12 protein-coding genes are annotated in these 13,657 nt (G+C 38.4%); all 12 read right to left on the bottom strand.

The window, feature by feature from the left end; all coding sequences use genetic code 11:
• Positions 1–59: 59 nt before the first annotated feature.
• The gene (ytxC, locus tag AR328_RS07325; RefSeq protein ID WP_066292577.1) at positions 60–932 is read right to left on the bottom strand and encodes a putative sporulation protein YtxC; all 873 of its coding nucleotides are present in this window, start codon (positions 930–932) and stop codon (positions 60–62) included.
• Positions 933–1,137: 205 nt separating this feature from the next.
• Entirely contained in the window at positions 1,138–2,067 is a 930-nt protein-coding gene (gene dnaI / locus AR328_RS07320; protein WP_066292576.1) for a primosomal protein DnaI, read from the bottom strand.
• Positions 2,067–3,482, bottom strand: a complete 1,416-nt coding sequence (locus AR328_RS07315) for a replication initiation and membrane attachment family protein (protein ID WP_066292571.1) — start codon at positions 3,480–3,482, stop codon at positions 2,067–2,069. Before AR328_RS07315 ends, dnaI begins: the two co-directional genes overlap by 1 nt.
• An 80-nt stretch (positions 3,483–3,562) precedes the next feature.
• Positions 3,563–4,024, bottom strand: coding sequence for a transcriptional regulator NrdR (gene nrdR, locus AR328_RS07310; protein ID WP_066292568.1), 462 nt, complete (start codon positions 4,022–4,024; stop codon positions 3,563–3,565).
• Between the two features lie 151 nt (positions 4,025–4,175).
• Complete coding sequence (speD, locus tag AR328_RS07305) at positions 4,176–4,556, bottom strand: adenosylmethionine decarboxylase (RefSeq protein ID WP_066292566.1); 381 nt, start codon at positions 4,554–4,556, stop codon at positions 4,176–4,178.
• 302 nt (positions 4,557–4,858) lie between these two features.
• Positions 4,859–5,890: a glyceraldehyde-3-phosphate dehydrogenase gene (locus tag AR328_RS07300; RefSeq protein ID WP_066292563.1), complete on the bottom strand. Its 1,032-nt coding sequence runs from the start codon at positions 5,888–5,890 to the stop codon at positions 4,859–4,861.
• A 176-nt stretch (positions 5,891–6,066) separates the two neighbouring features.
• The gene (gene coaE, locus AR328_RS07295; protein ID WP_066294595.1) at positions 6,067–6,666 is read right to left on the bottom strand and encodes a dephospho-CoA kinase; all 600 of its coding nucleotides are present in this window, start codon (positions 6,664–6,666) and stop codon (positions 6,067–6,069) included.
• 19 nt (positions 6,667–6,685) lie between these two features.
• Positions 6,686–7,321, bottom strand: a complete 636-nt coding sequence (gene ytaF, locus AR328_RS07290) for a sporulation membrane protein YtaF (protein WP_066292560.1) — start codon at positions 7,319–7,321, stop codon at positions 6,686–6,688.
• A gap of 147 nt (positions 7,322–7,468) precedes the next feature.
• Positions 7,469–8,299: a DNA-formamidopyrimidine glycosylase gene (gene mutM / locus AR328_RS07285; protein ID WP_066292556.1), complete on the bottom strand. Its 831-nt coding sequence runs from the start codon at positions 8,297–8,299 to the stop codon at positions 7,469–7,471.
• Between the two features lie 310 nt (positions 8,300–8,609).
• The gene (gene polA / locus AR328_RS07275; RefSeq protein WP_066292549.1) at positions 8,610–11,246 is read right to left on the bottom strand and encodes a DNA polymerase I; all 2,637 of its coding nucleotides are present in this window, start codon (positions 11,244–11,246) and stop codon (positions 8,610–8,612) included.
• Positions 11,247–11,525: 279 nt separating this feature from the next.
• Complete coding sequence (hflC, locus tag AR328_RS07270; protein ID WP_066292546.1) at positions 11,526–12,461, bottom strand: protease modulator HflC; 936 nt, start codon at positions 12,459–12,461, stop codon at positions 11,526–11,528.
• Positions 12,458–13,423 (bottom strand): FtsH protease activity modulator HflK, encoded by a 966-nt coding sequence (gene hflK, locus AR328_RS07265; RefSeq protein WP_066292541.1) that lies wholly within the window; start codon positions 13,421–13,423, stop codon positions 12,458–12,460. The genes hflC and hflK overlap by 4 nt, the downstream gene beginning before the upstream one ends.
• Between the last annotated feature and the right edge of the window lie 234 nt (positions 13,424–13,657).

The following is a 13,657-nucleotide window of genomic DNA, read 5'->3' as shown; positions in this document are numbered from 1 at the left end:
TTGCATTTCATATTATGTACGTATTATAGTTTGTTATTTCAGGAAAATCAAGGGCACCTTTATATTTTTTCATCAACTGTATACGTTTGCCTATTTTTATTTTTATAAAATTCACTAGTTGAGCTAATCACGAGTCTTTCCTCAAAAATATTTTGAATTGTTCTCACGAGCGCCTGCTCCTTATCCTCGGTATAAAGATAAATAATGGCAGGTGCAATAGAGAGCAATGGGGCAATCGTAACGGAATCCACATAAACCGGGTGATTGATTAAAAGTCTTCTGTCGATCATATGTGCTAAATCCGTTCGTTTCATTTCTTCATAGTTTTCATTAAAAAAATGAATGCCATCATCAATAAGTAAATGAATGTAGTCTAGCTTCGCTTCTCTCCCTGTTAAGAAATCCCTTAAAGTTTGAATAAACATTTGGTACTCTTGCTCCATTTTATATTCATCTATTGAAATTTCTACATATTTGGCCATCTGATCCATTATTGGCCGTAACCTAAATTTCACAAAGGAATCGAAGGAAAAGTTAATATTCTCATGGAAGATTTCATTAATCGTATTTTTAATATTTCCCTCCATATCTACATTACTTAGAAAAGAGGAAAGGTCCTTCCTATTTCCTTCGAGGATGGAATGAATGATTTCAAGAATTTGCTGCTGTTCCTCCTCGTCCTGATAGTAATAATGTTCAGCTATAATTCTACGAAACCAATTATCTTGTTTACTAGTAATAAACTTATAGAAAACATCTTTGATCATTTCTAAACCCTTTTTCATTTGTGGTTCGATATGGATTCGAACTATATGGTGATCTTCAATTTGAAGAATATTTTTATTGGAAAGTGCGGAAGAAGCTAAATAATATTGTAAGTATCTAAATAGACTTTTAGCATCTTCGGTCTTCTGGAAAGTGATTTCGATCAACCAAATCCCCCCTTTATATAGTATTCTGTTTTAAATGTATATGGGGAATTTGGACAAAATAGAAGTGCTGAAAAGAATTCATATGTATGATGAGGATAATAATTTTACCTTAGGAAAAAAACAGAGCCATCCCGATACAATCAGGACAGCTCCGTTATAATTAAAATGTTTTCCGGCGAAAACTCTTATTCCGCCTTATCAGCATCTAAACTCTGCGGTTCCGTCCTTCCACGACGACTGGTTCCGCTAAATATCTGATCCTCTCTATGATGCGCCGGGCTTTCATTTTCTCTTCTTCTCCTCGCTGGCTGTAGGATAAATGATGCTCCAAACCTTGAAAGTCAAAATTAGAAGTAAAGAAAGTCGGCAGGCTTTCGAGCATTCGAAATTGCAGGATCGGTCCCATGACCTCATCTCTCGTCCAGCTGGACATCGTTTCCGCACCAATGTCATCAAACATGAGGACAGGCACTTTTTTGATCGTCTCAATCTTTTCATTAAGAGTAGAATCAGCAATCGAGCTTTTTAGTTCCCTCAAAAGTTCAGGGACATACACGATCATGGACGAAACTTCTTTTTTTGCCAATTCATTCGCAATAACACCTAGTAAATAGGATTTACCAACTCCAAATTTCCCATAAAAATATAATCCCTTCTGTTTGGAGCCTGGTTTATAATTCATAATAAAAGAAGCAGCCTTCTGTACAGCATCGATTCTTTCATCATCCGCATAAATGGAATCAAAGGAAGCTTCAAGAATGTCTCTTGGTACGTGCAAGCTTTGAATTAATTTTTCATTTTTGCGTTTCTCATCGTCCATAACCTTTCGAGGACATTTGTCGTAATGTAATTCAATGCTTCCTCTTCCTACGACAAGCTTTGGATGGTAGCCCTTCATGAAATTGACACATCCATCTAAGCTAGGACATTTATTGCATTCCTTGCTCTGATTTGAGTATTCATAAAGCTTTACCATGCTTATTTCAATCATTCTCTCAGTTAATTCATCTTGATGGCTTTTGAGAAAGGCCTTTACGTCTGGATTATTTAATGTTTCCCTTCGCTGCATTTCATATCTTTTTTGAAAATCCTCTCTGCCAGCCAATCGTTTTAATGTATCATTAATTCTTTCCATTAGTCAGCCTCTTTTCCTGAACGCAGCTTCTTTAAAGTTTCTTCTAGTTCTCGCTTCTTCAGTTCAAGATCTTCGTCTTGTTTCTTCGTTGAATCTGGAGCAGGGGTACTTATTTCGTCAAACCAGTCAGGAAGCAATTCCGTTCGAATCGGTTTATTTTTTCCTGTATATTTAGCTGATTTTTTCTTCCCATCTGCCCACTCCATATATTGCTTATGCTCATTTTTAGCTAAATCCATCGCAGCTTTTGCCGTCTGAATTTTCTTCCTTGCCCAGTGGCTCGCGATTTTTTCAACATAGCTTTTCGTCATTTTCATATCCGATTTCAACATGACATATTGAATCAGTACATTGACAACCCCTGGGGAAAGCTTTTGGTTAAACATAACACCTTCAATTATTTGCAGATCCCCTTTTGAAGGCTCCGCCCCTCCAGAAAGATCCGTTAACACTTGCCTTGGTGAAGTAATTTCTAAAGCACGAAGCAATTCCTCTTCTTTTGTTTCGGGCTCCTTTATTTGCGTCCGCTGCGCCATTGGCTGTGTTCGATCTACTAATGATGGAAGCTGATCATGATGTTGAAATTGGTACCAATCCCGAGCAGACTTTCTCAACTCTTCTATGTTGATTTCATTATCTTCTGTAATGGCGCTGATGACAATGTTTTTCATTTGGATTGCATCTATACCATACAAAAATGCAAGATTGCTGACCGCATTTTTAACTTTTTTTGTGAAAGCCTCTTTCGGAATCAGGGACTCATTTAATCCAGCTTGAAGAAGCTTAAAATTAAATGTATCAGGAATGATTTGTATACGATCCTGTTCATCTCTTCCGATAAAACTTTTCCCTTCAGAAGCTTGCATCATCTCTTCAGCTTCTGAATCATAAGAAATAGAATCCATATGACTTGTCATAAAAATATCCTGAAATGACTTGGTAACTTCATAGTAATTTCCCTTAGAATCCACCTTATCTTCTGAAAAAAACCGTTTTAATCTCGAATATTGATTTTTACCAATTTTTTTATACAAATATATATTTAACATTCCATCTAAAAAAAATTGTTCAGGAGTTAAAGGCGGGATCAATTCGTAAATAAAGGATCTCGCATCATCATCTTTTTTTTCATAAACCTTCATAAGCCCAATTCCTTCTAGCTTTATACGGGCTTTGTAAATCTCATTTAACCTTAAATCCATGAAATTCATCAGACTGTGATGTGAATTAGAGCTGGACCATAATCTATTTTCTTCCAGTTCCGACCATAATGTCATATATAAACTAAAACAAGTAGATCCGATTAAGGGCTGATACAATAAAGTTAGCACTTTTCGGTCATAATCATGCAAAAGCCCGCTAGCAGCTACTACATATCGATCAATTGGAACCAATTCCTGCCAATGCTGAACCATTTTATCAACCTTTCAATACAATAATAATCATTCACCAAAAAAGAGCTAAAGATTCCTTTAGCTCAAAGAACGTGTCCCTTTTATTCCTTTTCTTTCTTAATCAATTCTTTCAATTCATCAATAAAGACATTGATATCTTTAAACTGCCGATAAACAGATGCAAATCTTACATAAGCGACATCATCGATTTTCGCCAGCCTGTCCATTACCATTTCACCAACAGCTTCACTTTGAATTTCAGAGACACCATTACTGCGGAGTTCCTTTTCAACACTGGAAGTAATTTCTTCCAGCTCTTTCAAGGCAACAGGGCGTTTTTCACAAGCCTTAATAAGGCCTCGTAATATTTTATCACGGCTAAATTCTTCCCTTGTTCCTTCTTTTTTGACGACAATAAGCGGAATTTCCTCAACCTTCTCAAAGGTCGTGAACCGATATCCGCAGGCTTCACATTCCCGTCTGCGCCGAATAGAACGGTAGTCATCAACAGGACGAGAATCAAGTACACGTGTATTGTTATTTTGACATGAAGGACATTTCATTCAATCAGCTCCGGATTCTTTTCATTCAAAATGCTCGGGTACTTTTATTGTACTATTTTTTAGATAAAAGCCCAATAGTAATGAGTGAGAAAATGGGCAAATAAAAAGAGGTGTATTAAATACACCTCTGGATTTTCATGCCTTTTTGTTATTATAAAGCATTAGCTTGCGCTTGTTTAACTTGAACTGGACCCATCCCGCGTGGAATTTCGATATTCTCACACGTTTCTGCACCTAACGCCTCTGCAATGTAGTTCGCAGCAATGCTAGGGTCAAGATCACCACACGTATATACATCAATACTGGCATAACCATGCTCAGGAAAGCTGTGAATAGTTAAATGCGATTCAGAGATGATAACAACTCCGCTCACACCCTGTGGTGCAAACTTATGAAATGCCACCTCTCGGATTTCAGCACCTGATTTCAATGCTGCATCTACAAAAGTACGCTCAATAAAATCCATATCATTTAACTTTTCAAAATCGCATCCCCATAGTTCTGAGATTACGTGACGACCCATCGTTTCCATATTCAAATTTCCCCCTTTAACAATAATAATGACATTCTACATTTCCAGATAACTACCACGGGGGAAAGTTAGTCCAAAGAGGTCCTAACCCTTTAAGTAGCCACTATAAACAAAATAATAGAAGTTCACGAGGACTAGTATACTTTGTTTATTTTCTTTTTGCAATACAGTTCTATAAATTTGTTAAAGGGTTATCTTTTTCCTCTCTTATAATATGGTCCTTAAGAGGATACATCCGATTTTGCAAATAAATTAGGCATACCGAAATTGGCATGCCTAATAAAGCTGCAAGACGAATTTCTTTAACCTACATTTACTGCAGATGGTTTAAGAAGCTCCTGTGCAACATATTTTGTTAAGTCGACAACTCGGCATGAGTAGCCCCATTCATTGTCATACCATGCTAAAACTTTTACTTTATTCGTTCCGATAACCATTGTAGATAACCCATCAATGATAGCAGAATGCGGATTTGTGTTAAAGTCGATTGAAACTAACGGCTCATCAGTAATATCTAAAATTCCGTTAAGTGCGCCTTGGGAAGCTTGTTCAAATGCTGCATTGACTTGGTCAACCGTTACATCAGATTTAAGATCCACAACAAGGTCAACTAGAGAAACATTTGGTGTCGGCACACGTAATGCCATTCCATGAAGCTTGCCTTTTAGATGTGGAAGCACTAATGTTAACGCTTTAGCTGCACCTGTAGATGTTGGAATAATCGATTGTGCACAAGCACGTGCACGGCGTAAATCCTTATGCGGATTGTCGATATTGTTCTGGTCGTTCGTATAAGCATGGACAGTAGTCATTAATCCATTTTCAATGCCAAATTGTTCGTCAAGTACTTTCGCAACCGGTGCTAAGCAGTTAGTTGTGCAAGATGCATTTGAAATAATATCATGCTCTGCAATGTTTAAAGATTCTTCGTTCACACCCATTACGATTGTCACGTCTTCGTTTTTCCCTGGAGCTGTTAAAATAACCTTCTTAGCACCAGCTTCTAAATGAAGAGCTGCTTTATCACGAGAGTTAAATTTACCTGTTGCTTCAATGACAATATCAATATTTAATTCTTTCCAAGGCAGTTCCTGCGGGTTACGATTGCTTAATAATTGTACACGCTTACCGTTTACAATAAGAGCGCCGTCTTCTGGAATAACTTCCCCTTCAAATCGGCCGTGATTTGTGTCATACTTAATTAAATGTGCCAATGTTTCAGCTGGGTAGCTTGCATTTACTGCAACCACATCAAGTTTATCATCAAGAATGGCTTTTCTAAATACCATTCGTCCAATTCTTCCAAAACCGTTAATTGCAATTTTCGCTTTCATTTTACGGCCCCTTCCGCATAAGTGTTATACTTTATATCGTATTCATATGTAATTAGTATAACATATTAATAGACATTTGTAATGATTAAAGTGTGGAAAATTAATGTTTTATAATTCTGATTAATTAACCTATTACTCATGATTAACAATTGCAAAGAAAAAGAGCCCTTAAGGCTCTACATAGCATTCCATTTTTTCAATATTTCTATAAGCTGCTTCTCTGTTTCCGCTATAGTACCATTATTATTAATCACTTCATCAGCAAGCTGAACCTTATCCTTAAGAGGCATTTGCGAGTTAATTCTTGCTGTCGCATCTTCTTTGGAGAGATGATTGCGATTCATTAATCGTTCTAATTGAACATCCTCATCCACATACACTAAAATCGTTTTATCAACCATATAGGCAAGCTTGCTTTCGAATAATAACGGAATGTCAAGAATGACTAGTTTTTCCCCTTCTTCAATGGCATGATCTTTCTTCAGCAACATTCTTTTTCTAACTGCAGGATGAACGATGCTGTTAAGCTTCTGGCGCTGCTGTTCATCATGAAAAATGATAGATCCTAGCTTTCCTCTATCAATCGACCCGTCTTCAAGCAGGACCTGACTCCCAAAATGGGCAATGATCTCATTATAGGCTTCTTCTCCTTTTTCAACAGCTAAGCGTGCTTCTGCATCTGCATCAATGACTAATGCTCCTTTTTCAATTAAGATGGAGGAAACTGTGCTCTTTCCACTTGCAATTCCTCCAGTCAGGCCAACAACTATAGACATCTCATTTCCCTTTCTTGTGTTATATTTTCCAAATCCCAATTAATATTAATAATATCCCCGGTACAAAGGAAAACTTCTGTATCCAATCACTTTTTGAGAAAACGGCCCCTACTTTTAGGCCCAGATATACAAACAGTGAACTCATGACAGCCACTGCTATGGCTAAATAATACGGTGAGTAGCCTAACATAGCAGCACCAAACCCAGCACCGAAAGCATCAAGGGATAGAGCAACCCCAAGCATTAGTGCTTCAATCCCCGTTATCGTGCCCGACTTGTCAAAATCAGCAGACATTGGTTTTTGTAAAATTTTAATAACTAAACCAAGCGATTTAATTTCAAAATTGACAATCGTTTTTTCGTGTGGCAGAACATCCTTTGACTTTTCGGAACGTAAAAATTGAAATAGTACCCACGCCCCAAGGACGATAAGAATAATTCCACCAATACTTTCCGCGAAAGCAGGTGAGAAAAAACTAATAATGAAACGGCCGATTGTCATCGCAATCACTAATGCAATTGCTGAACAGCAAGCGATGATTCCAATTGATTTCAATGGTATTCTCATTTTTCTTAATCCATAAGTTAATCCTACACTAAAGTTATCTAGACTAACAGCAAATGCTAGTATAAGAAGTGATATTGTATGCATCATTTGGATAGGACTCCTCCCTCGTAGCAACACGTATCCTGTTGCTGCCCATCAATCGCTAAGATAGTATATGGGAGAAGCCTATCCATTGTTATTGAAAAACTTTTTAAGAACTTGGGAACGAAAAACTCGCCAGTATTGGCGAGTTTTTCAGTCTTTTTTTTGACATGAAGGACAAAATACAGTTCCTCGACCGCCGGAAATAATTCTTTCAAGCTGACTGCCGCAAACTTTGCAATCTTCCCCTTTTCTGCCATACACTAAAAGCTCGAGCTGAAACATGCCAATTTGACCCTGGGAGTTAATGTACGACCGTATTGTACTTCCCCCTTTGTCAACAGCTTCAGACAAGGTAGCTATTATTTCTTTATGAAGTCTTGTTAATTCAGAATTTGTTAAAGTGTCAGCAATTCTCTCCGGATGAATCCCTGCCCGGAATAATGCTTCATCAACATAAATATTGCCGAGACCAACGACTACCTTTTGGTCTAGGAGAACGGCTTTAATATTTCTTTTTGTCTTTGAAAGTTTCTCAGCTAATTCTTCCTTTGTAAATCCATCAGAAAAGGGTTCTGGACCTAATTGAGAAAGGGGAAGACGAGTAAATTCTTCGCCCTTCAAGTATAGATGCATCGTACCAAATTTCCGGACATCCTTATAGCGAAGTTCAGTTCCATCTGTGAAATGAAAAATAACATGAGTATGCTTATCCACTTCATCCGTTTGCTGAAAAAGCCCGTATTTTCCTTCCATTCGCAAATGGGATATGAGCGCAAAATCCTTCGTATAAAGAATAAGAAATTTCCCTCTTCTGCCTGTCCCGGTAAATGTCTGCCCGACCAATGCATCCTTAAACTGTACAACTTCTTCCGGATGCTTTACAATCTTCGGCCAGAAGACTGATACATGGTCAATCGTCTTGTTCATAATTAATTCATCCAAAGTTCGGCGGATCGTTTCCACCTCTGGCAATTCAGGCATCGAACCACCTCCTGCTTTTTAATGCTTATCTATTTGTCTAGCACCAGCGCTTCCGCTCTTCTATTTGTCTAGCTCCAGCGCCTAGCCCCTCGAGGTCACAAGCCAATCCTCCCAGAAAGGAAAGACCACCTTTCCTGGAGGCTCGTCTTGTGCTTGTCGGGGCTGGACAAGGCGCTTCCGCTTTTCTATTTGTCTAGCTCCAGCGCCTAGCCCCTCGAGGTCACAAGCCAATCCTCCCAGAAAGGAAAGACCACCTTTCCGGGAGGCTCGTCTTGTGCTTGTCGGGGCTGGACAAGGCGCTTCCGCTTTTCTATTTCGCATCAAACCATGTAGGCCCATAAGAGTAATCGACCTTTAATGGCACTTTTAATTGAATGGCATTTTCCATTACTTCAGGGACGATTTTCTTTAATTTCTCAATTTCATCCTCTGGCGCTTCAAAGATTAATTCATCGTGAACTGAAAGCAAGAGCCTTGAATTCAGGTTTTCTTCTTTTAGACGATTGGCCATATCAATCATTGCCTTCTTAATAATGTCGGCAGCACTTCCTTGTATCGGCGTGTTCATCGCAGTGCGTTCGGCAAAGCTGCGAAGGTTAAAGTTTCGGTTCGTAATTTCCGGCAAGTATCTTCTGCGATGCAGCAGGGTGGATACATAGCCTTTTTGTTTCGCATCATATACGATATCTTCCATGTACTGTTTCACACCTGGATAGCTTTCTAAATATCGATTAATGAATTGACCTGCTTCTTTTCGTGTTATTCCTAAACTTTGAGAAAGCCCGTAATCACTTATGCCGTATACAATCCCAAAGTTAACTGCTTTTGCATGGCGTCGCATATTCGAAGTAACTTCCTCTGCCGATACGTGAAAGACCTCCATAGCGGTAATTGTATGAATATCCATATCATGGTTAAATGCATCAATCAGCTTCTCGTCACCAGCAATATGAGCAAGTACTCTTAGCTCGATTTGCGAATAATCAGCTGCAAAGATTATCCAGTTCTTTTCAGAAGGAATAAATGCTTGGCGAATCCTTCTTCCTTCCTCCAGTCGGATAGGGATATTCTGAAGATTAGGATCTGTTGAGCTTAACCTTCCAGTTTGAGTAAGAGCCTGATTGAATCTTGTGTGAACTTTCTCGTTATCTTTATTCACAATTTTTAATAAGCCTTCAATATACGTAGACTGAAGCTTTGCAAGCTGGCGATAAAGGAGGATCTCCTTAATAATTTCATGATCCTGCTCAAGCTTTTCAAGGACATCGGCAGAAGTGGAGTAACCCGTTTTTGTCTTTTTAAAAACAGGAAGACCTAACTTATCAAATAAAATAACTCCCAGCTGTTTAGGCGAATTAATATTAAATTTTTCTCCAGCTAATTCATGAATACGCCCTTCAATATCAACTAGCTTCGACAGAATCTCATTGCCCATTGCCTCTAGCCGCTCAAGATCCATTTTGATCCCTGTCGATTCCATATCAGCTAAAATAAGAGAAAGCGGCAATTCCAAGTCATAGAATAGTCCATCCTGATGATTTTCTTTAAGCTCCTGATCCAGCTTATCGTTCAAGGATAATAGGGCATCAGCCTTTCTAGATAGATGCTCCGCAAGCTTCCGCTCCTCAGGGATGCTTCGCTTTGCACCTTTCCCATAAAAAGCTTCATCTGATTGAATGGAAGTATAGCCATGTGCTTTTGCAATAGAGCTCACATCTTCAATCGTTTCAGATGGATTGATTAAGTAGGCGGCAATAAGTAAATCAAATGTAATTCCTGATAAATGGATTCCATGATGACGCAGGGAAACCTCAGATCTTTTTCCATCGTAAACGATTTTCTGTTTACTTTCGTCTTCAGCCCATTGTTTAAAAATCGGGGATGCAATCGCCTTCTCAGCTGAAATAAAGAATATTCCTTTTTCATTTCCTACTGAAAATCCAATAATATCAGCATAATGGTAATTATCTTCTAATATTTCTACATAAAAAGAATTGACGTCAGAAAAAATATCCTCTGTTATCTCTTCAACGATCGTAAACTCTATTTCCTCTAAATCTCCTTCTTCAACACCGTCCGAGTCACCAAGCTTGTCTAATAAAGAGTTAAACCCAAGCTCTTTATAGATTTTGATAACCTCGTCTTTTTCAAATCCTTCATATTCAATTTCATTCAGTTGAATGTCAATCGGGGCTTCTCTTGTAATTGTGGCGAGCTCTTTACTCATTATTGCCTGGTCTTTAAATTCCTCCAGCTTTTCCTGCAGTTTTTTCCCGCCTACTTTATCGATTGATTCGAGCAGGTTTCCCAATGTTCCATGCTCTTTTAATAATTTCAAAGCTGTTTTTTCTCCGACTCCTGGAACTCCAGGAATATTATCCGAGCTGTCTCCCATTAATCCTTTCATATCGATAATTCTTTCTGGTGTGATTCCATACTTATCAGCAATGTGAGCTGGGGTGTATTCCTCTATATCGGTAATCCCTTTTCGGGTAATGGCAACCGTTGTTTTCTCTGAGCTTAACTGAGTTAAGTCTTTGTCTCCTGAAATCACCTTTACTTCAAAGTCATCCTTCTCTGCCTGAAGTGAAAGTGTTCCGATAATATCATCTGCTTCATAGTTTTCCAGTTCATATCTTGGAATCTGATAAGCATCCAGCAGCTCTCGAATGAACGGAAATTGCTCTGATAATTCGGGTGGCGTCTTTTGTCTTCCGCCCTTATATTCACTGAAAGTCTTATGGCGGAAGGTTGTTTTTCCTGCATCAAACGCAACAAGAATATGAGTAGGTTTTTCATCTTCCAGTATTTTTGATAACATCATCGTAAAGCCATAAACTGCATTTGTATGTATGCCTTTATCATTATTCAGCAGCGGCAAAGCAAAAAAAGCCCGATAAGCAATGCTGTTCCCATCAATTAACACTAATTTTTTCTTCAAGTTCATTCCACCTCTTTTTTACCATTCACATAAAAAAACCGTTATTTCCTTTCTTCATTTTACCATGAGCAAACAAAGAAAGAAAAATAACGGTTCTTAATCAATTTCGGCTCGGCGAAATTGCGCCCAGATTTTTATCGAGCTGGCTCGATAATTTCCCCTAAAAAATCGAAAGGCTCGCCGGAGGCTTAACTTCATTCAGCTGGAGTTTGAATTACCACTGAACTAGATACCTTTTTTCATTCATCCCCATTTATAGAAATGGCAGATTAATGCTGAATGAAGTTAATTTGTGTAGCCCATCAGTAATCGGGCATATGGTGAATCTGATGGCAGAACGATAACCGTTTCGCCATTAACAGTCTTTTTATAGGATTCTAATGTTCTGTATAAGGAGTAGAAGCTAGGATCCTTTGAAAATGCCTCATTATAAATTTTCGCAGCTCCTGATTCCCCATCAGCTCTAATTTCCTCTGCATCCGCCTGTGCTTTTGCCAAAAGCTCTCTTACTTGTTTATCCGTATCAGCGATGATCCGGTTTTTATTGGCGTCTCCTCTAGATAAATATTCCTGTGCTGTTGATTCACGTTCAGATATCATCCTCGTATAAACCGACTGTTCGTTTTCAGTTGGCAGGTCAGTACGTTTCATTCGCACATCTGTGACCACAATCCCGTAATTATCCTTTGCCAAAAGCTCGTTTACCTTTTCCGTGATTCGATCATTTAATGACCCGCGGGAGGATTTCTCATCATTTATTATCTCTTCATAATTTAGCTGACCAAGCTCTGTACGAGTAGTGGAATAAATAAATTCCTCCATTCTTGTTTCAGCACTTTCAAGCGTTCTCGCATTGGCAATCATCTTCTTCGGATCTTCAATTCGCCAAACCGCATAGTTATCTATAATAATTCGCTTTTTATCTTTCGTATTAATTTCAGCCTCTGAAACATCATATGTTAGCTGATATTTGGGCAAGGTAGAAACACTTTGGATAAATGGAATTTTATAGCTTAATCCAGGCTCACTTTCAATTCTGACAACCTCGCCAAATTGGCGAATCACTTTATACTCTCCCTCTTTTACAATAAAGAGGTTACCAAGAATGATGCCAATAATTATTAGCAAAATAACTAGGAAAATACCGCTTTTAATGTAGTTTCGCCATTGGGTGTTTCTGCCGCTGCGCTCATTAATATCAATTACATTGTTATCACTCATTGTTTATTTTCACTTCCTTCCTCTGTTTGTACAGGCTGTTCTTTCTCAAGAGGCCTGATTGGGAAGTATTTCAATGTGTTTCCATCATCGTTCATAATATAAATTTCTGCATCTGGAAGAACTTGTTCAAGTGTTTCAATAACAAGTCGTTCTCTTGTAATGTCTGGATTATTCTTATATTCTGCGTAAATTTTATTGAATACAGCTACGTCACCTCTTGCCCTTTCAAGCCGCGCTGCTTTTTCCCCTTCCGCTTTAAAAATTAACGCATCCTTCTCACCTTGTGCTTCATTCATTCTTTTATTTACATACTTTTTCGCTTCGTTTTCTTTCGTATTGGCCGTTTCTCGCGCATCGGTCACATTTGTAAATGCCTTCCGAACTTCATCATTCGGCAGCTCTACATCTTGAAGCTTTACAGCCAAAATAGATAAACCAATATCATACTTATCAATTAAAGAGCTTAATAAATCTCTTACATCTGCTTCAATTTTTGCCTTTCCTGATGTTAAGGCATCATCAATTTTGGAATTTCCAATAATACTCCTTAAAGAAGCAGAGGTTGCATCATATAGAATTTCTTCTGGATTATTTGAATTATATAAGTATTTTTCTGGATCGGTAATTTTCCACTGTACAACTAGATCAGCGAGGACGATGTTTTCATCTCCTGTAATCATTTTGGTCTCTTCCGGAAAATCCTTCATCTTTCCGTCTTTTTCTTCAAATCCAAATTGAAGACTGAATGTTTCCTTTGAAAGTTTCTCTACGCTTTGAATTGGCCATGGCAATTTGAAATGGAGACCAGGTTCTGTAATTCCTTCCTCCACTTTCCCAAAGGTTAAAATAACAGCTTGATCGGATTCATCCACCGTATACCAAGTAGTTAAGGCGGTGATGCCCAAAATAATAATAAGCAGCACGAGGCCAGTTACTGTATAAATTCTTTTTAAGCTGACCATACTCTCTCCCCTTCCTGTTACACTTTCTTTACAATTAATACGTCTCATTTACCTAAAAGTTTCATATAAATAAAGAAAAGTTTAAGCGCCTCGGTCACCCCCGACAAGCACAAGACGAGCCTCCCAGAAAGGCGCTTTTCCCTTTTTGGGAGGATTGGCTTGTGACCTCGAGGGGGTAGGCGCTGAAGCTAGACATTGCAAAAAAGACGAAAGCGGGGTATGCTTTCGCCTTTT

Source organism: Bacillus sp. FJAT-29937, from assembly GCF_001509555.1.
In the GTDB taxonomy this organism is placed as follows: domain Bacteria; phylum Bacillota; class Bacilli; order Bacillales; family Cytobacillaceae; genus Cytobacillus.
The sequence above is the reverse complement of the archived record's forward strand: the minus strand, read 5'-3'. Positions and strand labels throughout refer to the sequence as shown.

What these genes read in the sequence shown, in the direction of transcription:
- dnaI (WP_066292576.1), bottom strand. Translation starts at nt 2,067, where the DNA reads ATGGAAAGAATTAATGATACATTAAAACGATTGGCTGGCAGAGAGGAT.
- AR328_RS07315 (WP_066292571.1), bottom strand. Translation starts at nt 3,482, where the DNA reads ATGGTTCAGCATTGGCAGGAATTGGTTCCAATTGATCGATATGTAGTA.
- nrdR (WP_066292568.1), bottom strand. Translation starts at nt 4,024, where the DNA reads ATGAAATGTCCTTCATGTCAAAATAACAATACACGTGTACTTGATTCT.
- speD (WP_066292566.1), bottom strand. Translation starts at nt 4,556, where the DNA reads ATGGAAACGATGGGTCGTCACGTAATCTCAGAACTATGGGGATGCGAT.
- AR328_RS07300 (WP_066292563.1), bottom strand. Translation starts at nt 5,890, where the DNA reads ATGAAAGCGAAAATTGCAATTAACGGTTTTGGAAGAATTGGACGAATG.
- coaE (WP_066294595.1), bottom strand. Translation starts at nt 6,666, where the DNA reads ATGTCTATAGTTGTTGGCCTGACTGGAGGAATTGCAAGTGGAAAGAGC.
- ytaF (WP_066292560.1), bottom strand. Translation starts at nt 7,321, where the DNA reads ATGATGCATACAATATCACTTCTTATACTAGCATTTGCTGTTAGTCTA.
- mutM (WP_066292556.1), bottom strand. Translation starts at nt 8,299, where the DNA reads ATGCCTGAATTGCCAGAGGTGGAAACGATCCGCCGAACTTTGGATGAA.
- polA (WP_066292549.1), bottom strand. Translation starts at nt 11,246, where the DNA reads ATGAACTTGAAGAAAAAATTAGTGTTAATTGATGGGAACAGCATTGCT.
- hflC (WP_066292546.1), bottom strand. Translation starts at nt 12,461, where the DNA reads ATGAGTGATAACAATGTAATTGATATTAATGAGCGCAGCGGCAGAAAC.
- hflK (WP_066292541.1), bottom strand. Translation starts at nt 13,423, where the DNA reads ATGGTCAGCTTAAAAAGAATTTATACAGTAACTGGCCTCGTGCTGCTT.